Source organism: Achromobacter sp. D10 (assembly GCF_035282245.1).
GTDB lineage: Bacteria > Pseudomonadota > Gammaproteobacteria > Burkholderiales > Burkholderiaceae_B > Achromobacter > Achromobacter insolitus.
In genome coordinates this window covers 121,187-138,669 of record NZ_JAYJLE010000004.1, presented here as the reverse complement: position 1 = coordinate 138,669, position 17,483 = coordinate 121,187, and the positions used below count along the sequence as shown (strand labels likewise).

At 65.3% G+C, this 17,483-nt stretch carries 18 protein-coding genes; 14 read left to right on the top strand and 4 right to left on the bottom strand.

What is annotated here, in order from left to right; genetic code table 11:
* Positions 1–121 precede the first annotated feature (121 nt).
* The 6 genes from VCS63_RS12995 to VCS63_RS12970 all read left to right on the top strand — a co-directional run bounded on the left by VCS63_RS12995 (position 122) and on the right by VCS63_RS12970 (position 3,874).
* Positions 122–754 (top strand): cytochrome b/b6 domain-containing protein, encoded by a 633-nt coding sequence (locus VCS63_RS12995; RefSeq protein WP_042793400.1) that lies wholly within the window; start codon positions 122–124, stop codon positions 752–754.
* A gap of 10 nt (positions 755–764) precedes the next feature.
* Positions 765–1,556: a molybdopterin-binding protein gene (locus VCS63_RS12990; protein ID WP_063640781.1), complete on the top strand. Its 792-nt coding sequence runs from the start codon at positions 765–767 to the stop codon at positions 1,554–1,556.
* Between the two features lie 40 nt (positions 1,557–1,596).
* Positions 1,597–1,941 (top strand): pentapeptide MXKDX repeat protein, encoded by a 345-nt coding sequence (locus VCS63_RS12985; RefSeq protein ID WP_323879959.1) that lies wholly within the window; start codon positions 1,597–1,599, stop codon positions 1,939–1,941.
* Positions 1,942–1,974: 33 nt separating this feature from the next.
* Positions 1,975–2,475, top strand: coding sequence for a peptide-methionine (R)-S-oxide reductase MsrB (gene msrB / locus VCS63_RS12980; protein ID WP_063959670.1), 501 nt, complete (start codon positions 1,975–1,977; stop codon positions 2,473–2,475).
* A gap of 30 nt (positions 2,476–2,505) precedes the next feature.
* A complete protein-coding gene (gene msrA, locus VCS63_RS12975) occupies positions 2,506–3,210 on the top strand; it encodes a peptide-methionine (S)-S-oxide reductase MsrA (protein ID WP_323879957.1) in 705 nt (234 codons plus the stop codon).
* A gap of 163 nt (positions 3,211–3,373) precedes the next feature.
* Entirely contained in the window at positions 3,374–3,874 is a 501-nt protein-coding gene (locus VCS63_RS12970) for a hypothetical protein (protein WP_042793387.1), read from the top strand.
* A gap of 75 nt (positions 3,875–3,949) precedes the next feature.
* On the opposite strand, the gene VCS63_RS12965 is transcribed toward VCS63_RS12970, so the two are convergent.
* Positions 3,950–4,501 carry a Dps family protein gene (locus VCS63_RS12965; RefSeq protein ID WP_042793386.1) on the bottom strand — a complete coding sequence of 184 codons (552 nt, stop codon included), beginning with the start codon at positions 4,499–4,501 and terminating at the stop codon, positions 3,950–3,952.
* Positions 4,502–4,692: 191 nt separating this feature from the next.
* On the opposite strand from VCS63_RS12965, the gene VCS63_RS12960 reads away from it, so the two are divergent.
* On the top strand, positions 4,693–5,868 hold the full coding sequence (locus VCS63_RS12960) for an MFS transporter (protein ID WP_164795001.1): 1,176 nt from the start codon (positions 4,693–4,695) through the stop codon (positions 5,866–5,868).
* Positions 5,869–5,925: 57 nt separating this feature from the next.
* Here VCS63_RS12960 and VCS63_RS12955 read toward each other — a convergent pair whose 3' ends face one another.
* Positions 5,926–6,138, bottom strand: coding sequence for a YbdD/YjiX family protein (locus VCS63_RS12955; RefSeq protein ID WP_088155544.1), 213 nt, complete (start codon positions 6,136–6,138; stop codon positions 5,926–5,928).
* A 19-nt stretch (positions 6,139–6,157) separates the two neighbouring features.
* A complete protein-coding gene (locus VCS63_RS12950) occupies positions 6,158–8,239 on the bottom strand; it encodes a carbon starvation CstA family protein (RefSeq protein ID WP_042793385.1) in 2,082 nt (693 codons plus the stop codon).
* Positions 8,240–8,554: 315 nt separating this feature from the next.
* Between VCS63_RS12950 and VCS63_RS12945 the strand changes: the two genes are divergently transcribed.
* From VCS63_RS12945 to VCS63_RS12915, 7 genes are all read left to right on the top strand, one after another.
* Positions 8,555–9,973 carry a cache domain-containing protein gene (locus tag VCS63_RS12945; protein ID WP_323879955.1) on the top strand — a complete coding sequence of 473 codons (1,419 nt, stop codon included), beginning with the start codon at positions 8,555–8,557 and terminating at the stop codon, positions 9,971–9,973.
* Complete coding sequence (locus tag VCS63_RS12940) at positions 9,970–10,626, top strand: response regulator (RefSeq protein ID WP_063640787.1); 657 nt, start codon at positions 9,970–9,972, stop codon at positions 10,624–10,626. Before VCS63_RS12945 ends, VCS63_RS12940 begins: the two co-directional genes overlap by 4 nt.
* 106 nt (positions 10,627–10,732) lie before the next feature.
* The gene (gene folE / locus VCS63_RS12935; protein WP_042793382.1) at positions 10,733–11,278 is read left to right on the top strand and encodes a GTP cyclohydrolase I FolE; all 546 of its coding nucleotides are present in this window, start codon (positions 10,733–10,735) and stop codon (positions 11,276–11,278) included.
* Between the two features lie 334 nt (positions 11,279–11,612).
* Positions 11,613–12,641, top strand: a complete 1,029-nt coding sequence (tauA, locus tag VCS63_RS12930) for a taurine ABC transporter substrate-binding protein (protein ID WP_042793380.1) — start codon at positions 11,613–11,615, stop codon at positions 12,639–12,641.
* A gap of 90 nt (positions 12,642–12,731) precedes the next feature.
* Entirely contained in the window at positions 12,732–13,565 is an 834-nt protein-coding gene (locus VCS63_RS12925) for a taurine ABC transporter ATP-binding protein (protein WP_063640788.1), read from the top strand.
* Entirely contained in the window at positions 13,558–14,385 is an 828-nt protein-coding gene (locus VCS63_RS12920) for an ABC transporter permease subunit (RefSeq protein ID WP_063640789.1), read from the top strand. Before VCS63_RS12925 ends, VCS63_RS12920 begins: the two co-directional genes overlap by 8 nt.
* A 107-nt stretch (positions 14,386–14,492) precedes the next feature.
* The gene (locus tag VCS63_RS12915) at positions 14,493–16,073 is read left to right on the top strand and encodes a PLP-dependent aminotransferase family protein (RefSeq protein ID WP_063959673.1); all 1,581 of its coding nucleotides are present in this window, start codon (positions 14,493–14,495) and stop codon (positions 16,071–16,073) included.
* Here VCS63_RS12915 and VCS63_RS12910 read toward each other — a convergent pair.
* On the bottom strand, positions 16,053–17,468 hold the full coding sequence (locus tag VCS63_RS12910) for an NAD(P)/FAD-dependent oxidoreductase (RefSeq protein ID WP_416379189.1): 1,416 nt from the start codon (positions 17,466–17,468) through the stop codon (positions 16,053–16,055). The genes VCS63_RS12915 and VCS63_RS12910 overlap by 21 nt on opposite strands.
* Positions 17,469–17,483 lie beyond the last annotated feature (15 nt).

Here is a 17,483-nt window from a genome sequence, read left to right as displayed (position 1 = left end):
CGCCTATTGTCGCCAATCCGCGCCCCGGAGTTATCACAATTAATTTAAGTTTGCGTGAGGACTTCGGTATGGGCCCCAGGGAAGAATGGCCCCAACGACAACAAGCCCCTGGAGTCCCGCCATGCAGGCTACCCCCGCAAGCCCTGACGCGCCGCCCGTCCTGCCGGCGGACACTCCCATCCACCCGGGCTGGCTGCGCGTCATGCACTGGCTCAATGCCCTGGCCGTGGTGGTCATGGTCATGAGCGGCTGGCGCATCTATAACGCTTCGCCCTTGTTCGATTTCGTATTTCCCAAAGAGATCACGCTTGGGGGCTGGCTGGGAGGCGCCCTGCAATGGCATTTCGCCGGCATGTGGTTGCTGTTTTTCAACGGCCTCCTGTATATGGCGATGAACCTCGCCACCGGCCGCCTGTGGCGCAAGTTCTTTCCGCTGAGCGCCCGCGGCATGGCTGCCGACCTGGGCGCGGCGCTGCGCGGCCGGCTGTCCCACGCCGACCCCCGCCGCTACAACCACGTGCAGCGCTTGGCCTATCTCTTCGTCATGGCCGATATCGCGGTCCTGGTGCTGTCGGGATTGGTGCTCTGGAAGTCGGTGCAGTTCGACTTGCTGCGCGAACTGATGGGCGGGTACGAGGCCGCGCGCCGCGTGCATTTCATCGCCATGGCCTTGCTGACGGCATTCGTGGCGATCCATCTGGTGATGGTGGCCCTGGTGCCACGCAGCCTGATCGCCATGATCCGCGGCAAATAAGGAGCCACTCATGAGCAAGCATAAGCACCCTGCTCTTGCCGGCCTGGATGGCCCGGCCATCCTGAAGGAAGCCGGGAAGATTCTGGAAAAGCGGATAGAGCAACCCTCGCGCCGCGCCTTCCTGCGCACGAGCCTGACTCTGGGCGGGTTGGCCATGCTGTCGGGCTGCTCGCTGTCGGACGATGAAAGCGTGGAAAAGGCGCTGACGTCCGTCTCGCGTTTCAACGACCGCGTGCAGGGCTGGATCTTCGACCCGAACAAGCTGGCGCCCACCTATCCGGAATCCATGATCACCCGGCCCTTCCCCTTCAACGCTTACTACGGAATCGACCAGGTCAGGCACGTGGACGAGGAATCCTTCCGGCTGGAGATAAGCGGCCTGGTCGCCGACAAACGCCGCTGGCGGCTGGAAGAATTGCGCGCCATGGCGCAGGTCGACCAGGTGACGCGGCACATTTGCGTTGAAGGCTGGAGCGCCATCGGCAAATGGGGCGGCGTGCCGTTTTCAGACTTTCTCAAACGCGTGGGCGCGGACTTGAGCGCCAAATACGTGGGCTTCAAGTGTGCCGACGACTACTACACCAGCATCGACATGCCGACCGCGCTGCATCCCCAGACCATCCTGGCGCTGACCTATGACGGCCAGACGCTGCCTCCAGAGTACGGCTTCCCCATGAAGCTGCGCATGCCTACCAAGCTTGGCTACAAGAATCCCAAGCACATACAGGCAATTTTCGTCACCAACACCTACCCGGGCGGTTACTGGGAGGACCAGGGCTACAACTGGTTCGGCGGCAGCTAGGTGGATTCTTTTCCTACCCCACTCCATAAAGGAACGCATCATGAAGAAAATCGCTACCACCGCCGCGCTGTCCCTGTGCCTGGCTTTCGGCGCGACGGCAGTCCAAGCCGCCGACAATATGAGCAAGGACGCCATGGGCGGCGGCTCGATGGCCAAGGACGGAATGTCCAAGGGCGGGATGTCGAAGGACTCCATGTCCAAGGAGGGAATGTCCAAGGACAACATGTCGAAGGACGGCATGTCCAAGAGCGGAATGTCCAAGGACAACATGTCGAAGGACTCCATGTCCAAGGACGGAATGTCCAAGGACGGAATGTCCAAGGACAGCATGTCGAAGGACGGCATGTCCAAGACTGGAATGTCCAAGGACAACATGAAACATTGACCCTGGCCAAACAGCCCTGATCCGGAGCATGTCATGAGATTAGACCGCAGGCATTTCCTGGGCCTGGGCGGCGCGGCGGCCATCGCCGCCGGCCTGGCCCCGGTCCTGGCCGCGCGCGGCGGCCCGCCGGCCGCGCCGCAGGCCTTTCCCTATGCATTGAGCGACGCGCAATGGCGAGAGCGCCTGACGCGCGAGCAATACGAGGTGCTGCGCCGCGAAGGCACCGAGCGCCCCTACTCCAGCCCGTTGGACAAAGAGCACCGCACAGGCGCCTATGCCTGCGCCGGTTGCGCCCACCCATTGTTCTCTTCTTCCGCCAAGTTCGATAGCGGCACCGGCTGGCCCAGCTTCTGGAAGCCGCTCGATGGCGCCGTGGGCACAACCACGGACCGCAGTTTCGGCATGACGCGCGTCGCCGTGCATTGCGCCAACTGCGGTGGCCACCTGGGCCATGTCTTCGATGACGGCCCGCCGCCGACCGGACTACGCTATTGCATGAATGGCGTGGCCCTCGCGTTCACTCCCCAGGCCTGAACATCGGCCGCCCTATTATCAGGAACCATCATGTCCGCCTTCCGCCTACCCCTCAAACTCTGCGTCGCGTTGGCCGCCGCCTGCGGCCTGCTGGCGGCCGCCTCCGCCGGCGCCGCCGAATCGGCCTTCATCATTCCGCCCCCGGCCCTGGATCAGCCCGCTGCCGCGGCGCCGCAGAAGGCTGTCATCGCCGGCGGCTGCTTCTGGGGCGTGCAGGCTGTGTTCCAGCACGTCAAGGGCGTAACCTCGGCCGTGTCCGGCTATGCCGGCGGCCAGGCATCCACCGCCAATTACGACACCGTCAGCGGCGGACGCAGCGGCCACGCCGAAGCCGTGGAAATCACCTACGACCCCACCCAGGTCAGCTACGGCCAGTTGCTGCAGATCTATTTCTCGGTGGCCCACGATCCGACCCAGCTCAATCGCCAGGGTCCGGATACCGGACCGCAGTACCGGTCCGCTGTCTTCCCCGCGAACGACAGCCAGCGCCAGGTGGCCGAAGCCTATATCGCGCAACTCAATCAGGCCGGGGCCTATCCCAAGGCGCTGGCCACGACGATAGAACCGCTGAAGGCCTTCTATCCCGCCGAGGACTACCACCAGGATTACCTGGTGCGTCACCCGTACAGCATGTACATCATGGTGAACGATGTGCCCAAGGTCGAGAACCTGGCCAAGACCTTTCCCGACCGGTATCGGGACAAGCCGGTGCTGGTGATGCAAGCTGCGAAGTAATGCGGCATCCGGCGCCTGGCGATGACTATGCGCCGGATGGGCCATCGCCGTGGCGGGCCCGGCAGGCCGCAGACAGCCGCCGACCTCGGCCATGGCCAGGCCGGGCGAGGCGGTATCATGCTTGCCCAGACCGGCGTTGCCCGCATGAAGGAGTAGTACAGCAGTGAACGACACCCCCACACCGGATCTTGAAGCCGCCGAAGACCAGAAAGAGCAGCGGCCCACGCTTTGGCGCGATGACGGCTGGACCGCCCGGATCATCAAGAACGAGGAAGACGACGGCTGGGCCGTGGAAATGACCATGGACGGAGAGGCCGAGCCGGCCCTGGTCGGCCCCTGGACCATGGGGCGCGACAAAAAAAACCCCAAGCCGCTCGACTCGCCCGCCTTCATCACCCTCGTCAAGACGGCCAAGGAAGTCCTGCGCCGTCACGAGCAGCAATTGCACGCAACGCTGCATAAAAGCGTAAGAATCGACGCCGCCGCCGGCCGCCTGACCATCAAGCTGGATATCGTTCCCGATGAAGACGAACCGTATGCCGTGTTGAGTGCGTACGACGAATCCGGCGAACTACTGGCCCAAACCCAGGTTGCGCCGAACTACAAGCTGAACGTGCAGCGTGCCTCGGAGTGGGCACAGGGCGGCTTCGGCAAGCACGGCTGAAACTGCCGCAACCGGGAAAGCCCCCCTCCCGGCCATGCGCCCCGGAGGCGCTGCCGGGAGCGAGGGCGCGCCTCGTCAATGGCCCGTCGAGTCCCCTTCCCGGCTGGCTTCGAACAGGAACCAGGTACGCCGTTCGGTCTCATCTATCCAGTTCTCGATCAAGCTGGAGCTGGCGATGTCGCGATGCTCGTCCGTAACGTTGTGCGCCTCGCGCAGCGCTGCCGCCAGGACCTTGTTGTCTTCGCGCAGCTCGGCCAGCATGTCCAGCGGCTGTACGTAATCCGCATCGTTGTCCGAGATGCGCTGCGAGCGCGCGATATGTCCGATGGACCGCAGGGTGGTGCCGCCGATCTTGCGGATGCGTTCGGCGATGGGGTCCGTCATGGCGAAAAGCTGGTCGCTCTGCTCGTCCAATAGCAGGTGATAGTCGCGGAAATGGGGCCCGCTGACGTGCCAATGGAAGTTCTTGGTCTTGAGATACAGCGCGAACACGTCGGCCAGTATCTGGTTCAGGGCGGCAGAGATATCCCGCGTGGCCGCTGCCGCCAGGTCAGTCGGCGTAGCCAGCGGACGCTTGCGCCGCTCTTTCAGGGATTTGGTGGTCTTCTCATCCAGTTTCTTGGCCATGGGTCGCAACTCCTAGGAATGATGGTGAAAACGCACGCGCGGCGCGAGGGAGCAAGCGCCGCGACTGCCTTAGCGTAAATCCGCCCGTGCGTTTTTGCCAATGTCCTGGATCAAGACCACACCAGTCCTGAAATCCCGCCCGGCTAGGAGTATGCTACGCCGCGTCCATTCAGCCGGATCCATTCATCGCTATGCGCGGCAATCCCGATCCCAGGCAAGGCGCCCTCGCCCTGCACGGGTTTTACTTCCTGTACTACGGCCTGCAGGGAGTCAGCATTCCTTTTCTTCCCCTGTGGTTCGCCAGCCGCGGTCTGGATCCCGCCCTGATCGGCCTGATCGTCGCCACGTCCTTCCTGCCCAAGATCCTGTCCACGCCGGTGGTCGCGCACCTGGCCGATCAGACCGGCCGCGCGCATGCGCTGATCGCCGGCGCGCTGGCGGCCTCTCTCGCGCTGTTCGTTTGCTACCCGTTCAGCACCGCGCCCGCCTGGCTGCTGGCCATTACCCTGCTGCTCAACGCCGTCTTCCCGGCGGTGCTGCCGCTGATGGACCGCATGGCCATCGCCAGCGGGCGCGGCCAGGGCAGCTCCTATACCGTCATGCGCGCCTGCGGATCTCTGGGATTCGCCGTGGTGACCGTGGCCGGCGGCTACCTGATCAAAACGTTCGACGCCGACTGGGTGATGTGGCTGTCGATTCTCCTCATCGTCGCATGTCTGGCCTGCGTGCGGCTCTTGCCCCGGGCTGCGCGCCCCGCAGCCGGTGAAGCTGCGGCGCTGGCGGTGCGCCTGCCCATGTTGGAAGTCCTGCGCGACCGTCCGCTGCTGTTGTGCATCACCGCAGCCTCGCTGGTGCAGGCCAGCAATGGCTTTCTCTATTCCTATTCCACGCTGTACTGGACCGCCAGCGGCTTGTCCACCGCGCTGATTTCCCTGCTTTGGGTCGTGGGCGTCGCAAGCGAAGTCCTGTTCTTTTTCCTGGCGCCCCGCATCCTGGCCCGCACGGGCGCCCAGTGGCTGATCCTGACGTCGGCCGTCATGACCGCGATCCGCTGGGCGGGCTTGTCCGCCACCACCGATCCGACCCTGATCGCCGCCCTGCAGCTGTTGCAGTGCTTCACCCTGGCCGGCAACAACGCCGCCATCATGTGGTACATCACGCGCCACGTGCCCGCCGCGATCAAGACATCGGCCATCGCCCTTTACGCCTTGTTGTCGGGCGGGGTCTTCATGTTTGCCAGTATCCAGCTGGGTGGCGCGCTGTATCGCAGCTATGCGCCGGGCGGGTTCCTGGCCATGTCGCTTTGCGCCATCGGGGCGGTTCCCCTGCTGGTCTACGCCGAGAAGCAGCGCAAAAGGGCCGGCTGACCGCGGCGCCCTAAGCACGCCTGACGAAAAAAAGGCCTCGCAAGCGAGGCCTTTCCATCAGCAGCAGCCGATCCGTTTCTTTCCGCCGTAGCGCGCGTCCTGGCGCTCGCGGAAGAATGCTTCGTAAGTCATCGGCTCCTGGTCAGGGTGCGTGCGCCGCATGTGCGCCACATATGTTTCGTAGTCCGGCACGCCGACCATCAGCCGGAGCGTCTGCCCCAGATAGCGGCCGGCGGCGCCGGCCGCGGAACTCATGTTGGAAAACAGCATGCGTCGTCTCCCTTTCCCGTCAGTCCGCGCCGGCAGCGGCCGGCAGCGTCTCGTACGGCATTTCGCGCGCGGTGGGCTTGTTTTCGTTGCGCGCGCGTTGCACCGAACGCAGGCCGAACACCACGATGCTCACCACCACGAAGATGAAGATCGCGCAAAGACCGGCGTTGATGTAGTCGTTGAACACCACGCGCGACATTTCGCCCAGGGACTTGGCCGGAGCCAGGACCTTGCCTTCGGCGATGGCCGCGTTGTACTTGTCGGCATGCGCCAGGAAGCTGACACGGGGATCGGCGTGGAAAAGCTTCTGCCAGCCGGCCGTCAGCGTGCAAGCCAGCAGCCACAGGGTCGGCAGCACCGTCACCCAGGCGTAGCGGTCGCGCTTCATCTTGAACAGCACTACCGTGCCCAGGGTCAGCGCGATCGCAGCCAGCATCTGGTTGGCGATGCCGAACAGCGGCCACAGCGTGTTGATGCCTCCAAGCGGATCCACCACGCCCTGGTACAGGAAGTAGCCCCATGCCGCCACGCACAAGCCGGTGGCGATCAGGTTGGCGGGCAAGGAGTCCGTGCGCTTGAGCGACGGGGCGAAGGTGCCCAGCAGGTCTTGCAGCATGAAGCGGCCCGCCCGGGTGCCGGCGTCGACAGCGGTCAGGATGAAGAGCGCTTCGAACAGGATGGCGAAGTGGTACCAGAAGGCCATCATGCCCGGGCCGCCGATGGCCTGGTGCAGGATGTGGGCCATGCCCACGGCCAGCGTGGGCGCCCCGCCCGCACGGGAGATGATGGTGCTTTCGCCCACGTCCTTGGCGGTCTGGACCAGATCGGCCGGCGTCACCACAAAGCCCCAGCTGGATACGACCTGGGCAACCTGGTCGGGCGTCGTGCCGATCACGGCAGCCGGGCTGTTCATGGCGTAGTAGATGCCCGGCTCGATCACGCAAGCCGCCACCAGCGCCATGATGGCCACGAAGGATTCCATCAGCATGCCGCCATAACCGATATAGCGAGCCTGGGTTTCGTTCTCGATCAGCTTGGGCGTCGTGCCCGAGGAGATCAGTGCATGGAAGCCCGACACCGCGCCGCAGGCAATGGTGATGAAAAGGAACGGGAACAGATTGCCCGACCACACCGGGCCGGAGCCGTCGACGAACTGCGTCAGCGCGGGCATCTTCAGCTCGGGCGCGACCACGACGATACCGATGGCCAGGCCGACGATGGTGCCGATCTTCAGGAAGGTCGACAGGTAGTCGCGCGGGGCCAGCAACAGCCATACCGGCAATACCGAGGCAATGAAGCCGTAGATGATCAGGATCCAGGTCAGGCCCTTGCCGTCGAAGTCGAACATGGGACCGATCACGGGGTGCGCAGCCACGTCCTGGCCGAACGTGATGGCGGCCATCAGGCCGACGAAGCCGATGATGGACACTTCGCCAATCTTGCCCGGACGGATATAGCGCAAGTACACGCCCATGAACAATGCAATGGGAATGGTCGCGGCAACCGTAAACGTGCCCCAGGGCGAATGCGTCAGGGCCTTGACGACGATCAGCGCCAGCACGGCCAAGATGATGACCATGATCATGAAGGCGCCGAACAGCGCGATCACGCCAGGGATCTTGCCCAATTCGGACTTGACCAGATCACCCAGCGAACGGCCATCGCGGCGGGTCGAGATGAAGAGGATGGTGAAATCCTGCACGGCGCCGGCAAACACCACGCCGGCCAGGATCCACAGCATGCCCGGCAGATAGCCCATCTGCGCGGCCAGCACCGGGCCCACCAGGGGGCCGGCGCCGGCAATGGCGGCGAAGTGGTGGCCGAACAGCACGTGCTTGTTGGTGGGCACGTAGTCCAGGCCGTCATTGTGCTTCCATGCCGGCGTCATGCGCGTCGGATCCAGCTGGAAGACGTTCTTGGCGATGAAGCGGCTGTAATAACGGTATGCGATCAAGTACACGCATACGGCGGCGATAACCACCCATAGCGCATTGATGGTCTCCCCTCTGGCCAGCGCCACGGTACCCAGCGCGAACGCGCCCAGTACCGCAACCGCCAGCCAGACCAGGTGTTGACCCAGTCCCTTACTGCTGGTTTGCATAAGTGCTCCTCTAGCCTCCCGCCATGCTTTTGGCGTGAAACGCTTTTATCGTCCCGCGGAAGGCAGACTCATTGTTGTGGGGTGGCAGACGCGCGCGCGTCCACGCAGCGCCGTGTCGACGCGGACGCTAGTATTTCGTTTTGACCACGCAGCAACAAGCGCGAAACTACGCAAGTCCACTACGTGTTACTACGCAATGCGCTGCAGCATGATTTGCCGGAAATCGTAAAATCGGCGCTGAAATTTCCCTGTTCCGACTACGGCAGCTCATTTGCTGCAATGCAATATTCGCGTTCGCGCTGATACAAATCCTCCATGAAGCTGCGCCTCAAAATCCTGCTGCTCGCCGCAGTGCCCCTGCTGGTGGCCGTCGCCGCCATCACGGTGGCTGTCTACGTGCAGGGCCTGCAGCTCGCTCAGCGCGAGAAGCAGGTGGTGGAGAGCGCCTGGCTGGCCAGCAAGGAAGGCGAACTGCGCCATTACGTCAACCTGGCCTACAGCGCCATCGCGCCGCTGCAGGCGGCGGCCGACGACGACGCCACCCGCCAGCGCGCGCTGGACCTGCTGGCACAGATGGAATTCGGCCACGACGGCTACTTTTTCGTGTACGACCTGAAGGGCCGCAACCTGATGCACCCGCGCCAGCCGGAACTGGTCGGCCAGGAGCTTGGGGAACTGCGCGACACCAAAGGCCAGCCGGTCATCCAGAACCTGCTGGCGGCCGCCCGGCGCGGCGGCCAGGATGGCGAGGCGGTGCATTACCTGTGGGAAAAGCCCTCCACCCACCAGACCGAGGAAAAGCTGGGCTATGTAGTCGTGCTGGACCGCTGGGGCTGGATGCTGGGCACCGGGATCTACCTGGACGACGTGCAGCAGGCGCTGGAGCGCATCGACGCCGCGGCGCAGGCCAATATCCGCAGCATGTTCGCCTGGGTGGCGGGCATCGCCGCCGTATCCATCCTGGGCGTGGCCGCCTGCGGCCTGGCCCTGAATATCAGCGACCACCGCCAGTCCGACGCCAAGCTGCGCCTGATGGCCCGCCAGTTGGTCCGTTCCCAGGAGGACGAGCGCGCCCGGCTGTCCCGCGAACTGCATGACGGCATCAGCCAGGTGCTGGTATCGATCAAACTATCGCTGGAAGCCGCGCGGGAACGGCTGCGACAAACGCTGCCGGCCGAGCCGCGCGCGCTGGCCCATATCGACACGCCGCTGGGCGGCGCGCTGGACCGCCTGAACACCGCCGTGGGCGAAGTCCGGCGCATTTCGCACAATCTGCGGCCCACGCTGCTGGACGACCTGGGCCTGCCGGCCGCCCTGGAACACCTGGGCCGTGAATTCGCCATTCCCAGCCAGGATGGCGCCCCGCCGCTGGCCGTCCGCCTGCATACCAGCGGGCAGCCGGTAAAGCTGCCCGAGGCCTACGCCACCGCCCTGTTCCGCGTGACCCAGGAAGCGCTGACCAACGTCATCCGCCATGCGGGTGCCTCGCGCGCCGACATGACGCTGGCCTACTCTCCGCGCGACTTGCGGCTGACCATCGCCGATGACGGCCGCGGCTTCGACTATGCGGAAGTGCAGCAGGATCCGCGCCGCGGCATCGGCTTGCGCAATATGCGCGAACGCATGAACGCGCTGTCCGGCACGCTGAGCTTCCACTCCACCTCCCGCGGCACCGTCCTGCAAGCCTGGCTGCCGCTGCCCGCCGCCCCTCTACCCGCGAGCTCCGAAGCATGAACGACAAACCCGACGCCGTCCGGCTGCTGCTGATAGACGACCATCCCCTGGTCCGCGATGGGCTGCGCCTGCGCCTGGAAACCGTGCCGCAGCTTCGGGTCGTGGGAGAGGCCGGCAACGCCGCCGCCGCCCAGGCCTTCCTGGCAGGTTGTCTTGCCGAGGACCCGCAGGGCGGCACCCTGCCCCACCTGGTGCTGATGGACCTGAACATGCCCGGGGTGGGCGGGCTGGAACTGACCGCGCTGCTGCACGAGCGCTATCCCCAGATCGCCGTGCTGGTGCTGTCCATGCATGACAACCCTGAATACATGATGCAGGCCGTCAAGGCGGGCGCGCGCGGCTACCTGCTGAAGGACGAACCGGCGCAGGAAATCGTGACGGCCATCGACGCCGTGATGGCGGGCCGCAGCTATTTCAGCGCCGCCGTGGCGGTCCGCCTGTCACAAGCCACCGCGCCAGCCACGCTGCTGACGCAGCGCGAACGCGACGTGCTGCGCCACATTGCCAGCGGCGAAGCCAACAAACAGATCGCCCAGGCGCTGGGCCTGTCCGTGCGCACGGTGGAAACCCACCGCCTCAACATCAAACGCAAGCTGGGCATAGACGGCCAGGCGGAGCTGATCAAGTACGCGGTGGAAAACCGCGGAGTCTGATTCGCTTCCCCCCCGGTCTGACCCGTTCCCCGCGCTGCGGTAGACTTGCGTCACTACGCTACACACAGTAAAGCGCCGCGACCAGCGCCGCCCCCAGGAGTCCCCGATGTCATTGGAAAAGCACTACACCGCCATTCTCGAACAACTCGGGGAAGATCCGTCCCGCGAAGGATTGGCCGATACGCCGGCTCGCGCGGCCAAAGCCATGCGCCACCTGTGCCGCGGCTACGGCCAGAACCTGGATGAAATCGTCAACGGCGCGCTGTTTACTTCCGACACCCGCGAGATCGTGCTGGTCAAGAACATCGAGCTCTATTCGCTCTGTGAACACCACATGCTGCCTTTCATCGGCAAGGCCCACGTGGCCTACCTGCCCAACGGCAAGGTGCTGGGCCTATCCAAGGTCGCCCGCATCGTCGAGATGTACGCTCGCCGCCTGCAGATCCAGGAAAACCTCAGCCGCCAGGTGGCCGAAGCCGTGCAATCCGTGACCGGCGCCGCCGGCGTCGCCGTAGTCATCGAAGCCCAACACATGTGCATGATGATGCGCGGCGTGGAAAAGCAGAACTCATCCATGGTCACCTCGGTCATGCTGGGCGAATTCCACGACAACCCCTCGACCCGAGCCGAGTTCCTCAGCCTCATCCGCTAGCCCGACGCCCGCGACTTTTTCGATGTAGATAGCCTGGCGGACCCGCGCAGCGCACCCCCTGCGCAAAAAAATAGCGGCGCAGCCCGATAGACACCAGGCGCCCCAAACGCGCGCAGCGCACCCCCTACGCAAAAATAGCCGCGCCGCCGCCGGGCCGCCCCAAGGCGGCGCAGCCCCCTCGGGGGGCAGCAAGCGCGCGAAGCGCGCGCAGCGTGGGGGCCCACACTTGGCTCCTACTGATCCGGTTATCTGGCCCTAGCGTTCTGGCCCCATCCGGGCAAACTGATTCCAGCCGGTTGCGCCGGAGCGCGGCCGTTCCTTCCCGGAGATCTCCATGAACGCGATATTCCGCCTCATCCGCCGCTGCACCCTGGCCGGCCTGGCCGCCGCGCTGCTGGCCGCTCCCGCCTATGCCCAGACCAAGCTGGTCGTTGGCTACCAGCTGATCGTCGGGCCGTTCCTGTCGGCAATCGCCGACGGCAGTTTCGACAAGGCCCTGAAGGACGCCGGCTACCAGGTGGACTGGCGCCAGTTCACTTCCGGCGGCGACATCTCTACGGCCCTGGCATCAGGCAACGTCCCGGTCGGCGTGCTGGGCTCCACCGGCATCACCGCCGCGGCCACCCGCGGCGTGGATATGGAATTGTTCTGGATTCTGGACAACATCGGCAAGTCCGAAGCGCTGGTGGCACGCAACGGGTCCGGCATCAACAGCACCGCCGACCTGAAGGGCAAGCGGGTCGCCACCCCGTTCGTGTCGACCTCCCACTTCCACCTGCTGGTAGGGCTGGAACAGGTCTGGAAAATCAGTCCGCGCGACGTGCGCATCCTGAACATGCAGCCGCCGCAAATCGTGGCCGCATGGCAGCGCGGCGACATCGACGCCGCCTACGTCTGGCCGCCCGCGCTGACCGAGATCGCCAAGACGGGCAAGATCATCGCTGACTCCGAACAGATCGGCGCGGCCAGCGTGCCGACCTTCGACGGCATCGTGGTCGACCGTGCCTGGGCCGCCAAGAACCCCAAGTTCATGGCCGCTTTCACCAGCGTGCTCGCCAAGTCCTACGCGGACTACCGCGCCAATAGCGCCAAATGGACGGCAGACTCCCCGCAAATCAAGGGTATCGTCAAGCTTATCGGCGGCAAACCCGAGGACATGGTCGAGGCGCTCAAGCTGCTGGTCTTCCCGACCGTGCAGGAACAGGCTTCCAACGTCTGGCTGGGCGGCGGCAAGGAATCGGGCGCCGCGCGGGCCTTCGCCGCCAGCGCCAAGTTCCTGAAGGACCAGAAGCAGATCGACCGCGCCCTGGCCGACTACAGCCCGCACGTCACGGACAAGTATGCCCGTGCCGCCGAGAAGTAACAGGCGCTTCGGCAGGCGGCCGGTCCCGCGCCGCCTGCCCCGCGCCGCGCCGGGCAGCGTATAGCCCGTCCCACCACAAGGGGAGCCGGCATGACCATGCAGTCCACGTCCGCCACGCAAAGCCTGTGCGCGGAAAAAGTCAGCGTCACCTACCCTGGCCTGCATGACAGCGGCCCGGTCATTGCGCTGCAAAACGTCAACCTGACCATCCAGCCCGGCGAGTTCGTCGTTGCGCTGGGCGCCTCGGGCTGCGGCAAGACGACCCTGCTCAGTCTGCTGGCGGGCTTCCTGTCGCCCACCGAGGGTGAGATCACGCTGGGCGGCGCCCCCATCGTGGGACCGGGCGCCGACCGCGGCGTCGTGTTCCAGAAACATGCCCTGCTGCCGTGGCTGAACGTGCTGGAGAACACCGAGTTCGGCCTGAAGCTGCAAGGAGTCGACAAGGAAACGCGCCGCGCCCGCGCCCGCCGCAACCTGGAGCTGGTGGGCCTGCAGGACTTCCACCGCCACATGATCTACCAGTTGTCCGGCGGCATGCAGCAGCGCGTGGGCATTGCGCGCGCGCTGACCTGCAACCCTGCCATGTTGCTGATGGACGAGCCCATGGCCGCGCTGGACGCGCTGACCCGCGAAACCATCCAGGAGCTGCTGCTGGATATCTGGCGGCAGACCAACAAGATGTTCTTCTTCATTACGCACAGCGTGGAAGAAGCGCTGTTTCTGGGTTCGCGGCTGATCGTCATGTCGCCCCGCCCGGGCCGCATCACGCACACCTTCACGCCTGACTTCAACCGGCGCTACCTGGAGACCCGCGATGGCCGCAGCATCAAATCCAGTCCCGACTTCATCGCCATGCGCGAACAAGTCCTTGGCATCATCTATGGCGACGAGCGAGCCTCCTCCCCCCAAGGCTTCCATGGCTAGCAGCCGCCCCGGACACAAACCTGCCCAGCCGGGGAAAGTCTACGGCGCGCCTGGCGCGGGATACAGCGGCCACATCAGCCTGATCACCAGCCTGGCGCTCATCGGACTCTGGTTCCTGGTGACCAGCGCCGGCTGGGTGCGGCCGCTGTTCCTGCCCTCGCCCTTTGCCGTGTACGACAAGTTCGTCTCGGCCATGACCGATGGCGTCGCCAATTCCACGCTCACGGAACATGCGCTGGCCAGCTTGTCGCGAGTGTTCGGCGCCTTCTTCCTGGCCTGCGTGACCGCCATTCCCGTGGGCATCCTGATGGGCGTGAATCGTTATGCGCGCGGCATCTTCGATCCTCCCATCGAGTTCTACCGTCCGCTGCCCCCGCTGGCCTATCTGCCGCTGATCATCATCTGGTTCGGCATCGGCGAATTCCCGAAGGTGCTGCTGATCTACCTGGCGATCTTCGCACCCATGGCGATCGCCGCCCGCGCCGGCGTGCGTTCGGTGTCCATCGAGCAGATCCATGCGGCCTACGCGATGGGCGGCACGCGCGCGCAGATCGTCTGGCACGTGATTCTGAAGGCCGCCATGCCGGAAATCTTCACGGGCATGCGCATCGGCATCGGCGTGGGCTGGACCACGCTGGTGGCGGCCGAGATGGTGGCCGCGGACCGCGGCCTGGGGTTCATGGTGCTGAACGCCGCCCAATTCCTGGCCAGCGACACCGTCATCATGGGCATTATCGTGATCGGCGTGTTCGCCTTTGCCTTCGACCTGCTGGTCCGCTACCTGGAGAAGTTCGCCATTCCCTGGAAGGGACGGGTCTGAACACCGCCCGGGCAATCCCTCATTTCCTCCCCTATCCGGCTCCTCTATCCTCAAGAACGGCGCCTGCGCAGCGGCTACCGGCTGCGCGGCCTACACAAGGAGCCGTCATGTCCAGCCAGGCCTCGATGCTAAAGCCTGTGTTGTGGGAGCGTCTGTTTGAGCGGGAAAGCGCGCCCAACCTCAGCCTGCAAGGGTGCGTGCGCCAGATGCTGGTGTCCGCCATCCTCAGCGGCCACCTGCCGCCCGGCACGCCCGTGCCGTCCAGCCGGCACCTGGCCGATCAGCTGCGCATTGCGCGCAACACCGTTGTGTTCGCCTACCAGCAGCTGGTCAGCGAAGGCTACCTGGTGTCGCGCGAACGCAGCGGCCATTTCGTCAGCGACACGGTCATGCGCGGCCATTCCGGCCCCGCACCGGACGCCCCGGCGCCCGACGGCGGCGACGGCGCGGCCGGCGTGCGCTGGGATGAAAGAATGCGCTTTCGCCCGACCCGCCAGCGCAACATCACCAAGCCGCGCGACTGGCAAAAGCAGCCTTACCCCTTTGTCTACGCGCAGTTCGACCAAGACCTGTTTCCCACCGCGGAATGGCGCGAATGCTGCATCAAGGCGCTATCGGTGCTGGACATCCGCAGCTGGGCGCCCGACCTCATCACCCACGACGACCCCGCGCTCATTGAACAGATCCGGACCCAGGTCCTGCCGCGCCGCGGCGTCTGGGCGGATGCCGAGGAAATCGTCATCACGGTGGGCGCCCAGCATGCGCTCTACTTGTTAGCCGACCTGCTTGTCAACGAAGACACCGTGGTGGGCATGGAAGACCCGGGCTACCCCGACGCGCGCAACATCTTCGCCAGTCACACGCGCAACCTCCTGCCCTTGCCCGTCGACGAACAAGGGCTGTGCACCGGCACCCATCTGCTGGGCTGCGATTACCTCTTCGTCACGCCTGGCCATCAATGCCCCACCACGGTCACGCTGTCCATGGAACGCCGCCAGAGCCTGCTGACGCTGGCCCGCCAGGCCGACAGCCTGATCATCGAGGACGACTTCGAAAGCGAAAGCCGCTGGGGCGAAGGGGCCATCCCCGCACTGAAGAGCCTGGACCGCGACGGCCGCGTGATCTACGTGGGCAGCCTCGCCAAGTCCTTCGCGCCGGGGTTGCGCATCGGCTACATCGTGGCCCCGCGCGAGCTCACCGCCGAGCTGCGCGCCCTGCGCCGCCTGATGCTGCGCCACCCATCGGCCTACATCCAGCGGGCGTTTTCCTTGTTCATTTCGCTGGGCCATCACCATTCGCTGCTGCGCCGCCAATCCCAGGCCTATCAGGAACGCGGCACCGAACTGGCCCGCGCGCTGGCACGGCACCTGCCTGACTTCAAGGTCATCCCGATCACGGGTTCTTCGTCATGCTGGCTGCAAGGTCCGCCCTGGCTCAATGCCGTGGATCTGTCCGAAGCGGCCCTGGCTGAAGGCGTGGTCGTCGAGCCGGGCGACGTGTTCTTCATGAACGGCGCCGACGCTCCGCGTAACTTCCTGCGCGTGGGCTTCACGTCCATCCGGCCCGAGCACATCGAGCCGGGCATCGCCAGGCTGGCCAAGGTCGTCGAACGCCAACGCCGCGCGGCGGACGCGAAACAGGCCCCGCAAGGCCCGGATCTGCACACGCTAGAGCACTTCGTCTCGTAGGTAGTACCAACGGTACAGCAACCCCTGACCCAGCCGGCGGAACGGGGCGAACATATGCCCCGGCAAAGGTGAATCGTAGATCGGCAGATCCCAGGCCACGCCGTCCTTGCCCATCATGCGCTGGGCCAGGCGTTTGCCCGCATGCGCGGAAAATGCCACGCCATTGCCGCCGTAGCCAAAGGCGTAGTAGACGGGCTGCGCCAAATCGGGCTGCGTCACGCGCGGCATCATGTCATGGCTCACGTCCACCCAGCCCCACCAGGAATAGTCGACATCCACTCCGGCCAGCGTGGGAAATTTGCGCGCCAGCCCTTCGCGCAGCAAGGCCAGGTGGCGCGGGTGCTGCGCATCGGCGCCGCGCAAGGCGCTGCGGCTGCCTATTTGCATGCGGCCATCCGGCAGCAGCCGGTAGTAGAAGCGCAGGGTCCGCGTGTCGGTGATGAATACGGTGCTTTTCAAGCCGGCGGCATCGCGTTCCGCCGGCGTCAGCACCCGGGTCACCAGCGAGTTCGACAGCACGGGCATGATGCGGTTGTCCAGCAGGGGGTTGACGCCTTGCGCGGTGTAGCCTCCCGTGGCGAACGCCACGCGCCGTGCGCGCACGTACCCGGCCGGGGTCTGCAACCGCACGCCGCCGTTCTCGGCGCGCCAGCCCAGCACCGGGCTGCCCGGGTGTATGCGCACGCCCAGCGCCCGAGCCTGGCGCATATAGCCGTAGGCAAGCTTCAGCGGATGGACGCCCACACCGTCCGGTTCCAGCATCGCGCCCACCGCCTCGCGGTCGTTCACGTAGCGCTCGCGCAGCTCGCTCTGGCTGAGGATCCGGGTGTCGTACCCGAACGCCTCGCGCATCACACGGGCCTCGTTCTGCAGGAACGCCATCTTCTTCTGCCGGTGCGCGGTGTACAGATGGCCGCCAGGCTGCGCGTCGCAATCCACCTGGGCCACAAGACTCTTCCAGTACTCGAAGCCTTCGCGGATCTCTGCGTCCAGGCGTTTTGCGGTCGCAAGGCCCCAGCGCTCGATCCATTGCGAGCGGTACAAGCGCCCCGATGCGTTCTGTCCCTGCCCGCCGTTGCGGCTGGTGCAACCCCACACCGCGCGATTCGCCTCCAGCACCACGGCCTTCACGCCGAAATCGCGCGCCAGCGTCAGGGCGGCCGAGAGGCCCGTGAAGCCCGAGCCCACGATCACCACATCGGCATCGATGTCGCCATGGACGGGACCGTCGTCCTCGGGAGGCGCGCCCGCGGTCGCGACCCAATAGGTGGGCGCGTAGTCCTGGCCTCGCCCCGGCGGAGACACCAATGGGTCGTAGGCCGGGTTGTACGCGCTGATCGCCGACCGGCCGACAGCGGCCGGACCTTCAGGTTGGAAGGACATTTGAGTATCCATGCTGCGTTCCGGTTG

Excerpts from the sequence above, each read along its gene's own strand:
- folE (WP_042793382.1), top strand. The coding sequence starts at position 10,733 with ATGTCATTGGAAAAGCACTACACCGCCATTCTCGAACAACTCGGGGAA.
- VCS63_RS12925 (WP_063640788.1), top strand. The coding sequence starts at position 12,732 with ATGACCATGCAGTCCACGTCCGCCACGCAAAGCCTGTGCGCGGAAAAA.
- tauA (WP_042793380.1), top strand. The coding sequence starts at position 11,613 with ATGAACGCGATATTCCGCCTCATCCGCCGCTGCACCCTGGCCGGCCTG.
- VCS63_RS12945 (WP_323879955.1), top strand. The coding sequence starts at position 8,555 with ATGAAGCTGCGCCTCAAAATCCTGCTGCTCGCCGCAGTGCCCCTGCTG.
- VCS63_RS12915 (WP_063959673.1), top strand. The coding sequence starts at position 14,493 with ATGTCCAGCCAGGCCTCGATGCTAAAGCCTGTGTTGTGGGAGCGTCTG.
- VCS63_RS12990 (WP_063640781.1), top strand. The coding sequence starts at position 765 with ATGAGCAAGCATAAGCACCCTGCTCTTGCCGGCCTGGATGGCCCGGCC.
- VCS63_RS12960 (WP_164795001.1), top strand. The coding sequence starts at position 4,693 with ATGCGCGGCAATCCCGATCCCAGGCAAGGCGCCCTCGCCCTGCACGGG.
- VCS63_RS12910 (WP_416379189.1), bottom strand. The coding sequence starts at position 17,468 with ATGGATACTCAAATGTCCTTCCAACCTGAAGGTCCGGCCGCTGTCGGC.
- VCS63_RS12985 (WP_323879959.1), top strand. The coding sequence starts at position 1,597 with ATGAAGAAAATCGCTACCACCGCCGCGCTGTCCCTGTGCCTGGCTTTC.
- VCS63_RS12955 (WP_088155544.1), bottom strand. The coding sequence starts at position 6,138 with ATGCTGTTTTCCAACATGAGTTCCGCGGCCGGCGCCGCCGGCCGCTAT.
- VCS63_RS12940 (WP_063640787.1), top strand. The coding sequence starts at position 9,970 with ATGAACGACAAACCCGACGCCGTCCGGCTGCTGCTGATAGACGACCAT.
- VCS63_RS12965 (WP_042793386.1), bottom strand. The coding sequence starts at position 4,501 with ATGGCCAAGAAACTGGATGAGAAGACCACCAAATCCCTGAAAGAGCGG.
- VCS63_RS12920 (WP_063640789.1), top strand. The coding sequence starts at position 13,558 with ATGGCTAGCAGCCGCCCCGGACACAAACCTGCCCAGCCGGGGAAAGTC.
- VCS63_RS12995 (WP_042793400.1), top strand. The coding sequence starts at position 122 with ATGCAGGCTACCCCCGCAAGCCCTGACGCGCCGCCCGTCCTGCCGGCG.
- VCS63_RS12950 (WP_042793385.1), bottom strand. The coding sequence starts at position 8,239 with ATGCAAACCAGCAGTAAGGGACTGGGTCAACACCTGGTCTGGCTGGCG.
- msrB (WP_063959670.1), top strand. The coding sequence starts at position 1,975 with ATGAGATTAGACCGCAGGCATTTCCTGGGCCTGGGCGGCGCGGCGGCC.
- msrA (WP_323879957.1), top strand. The coding sequence starts at position 2,506 with ATGTCCGCCTTCCGCCTACCCCTCAAACTCTGCGTCGCGTTGGCCGCC.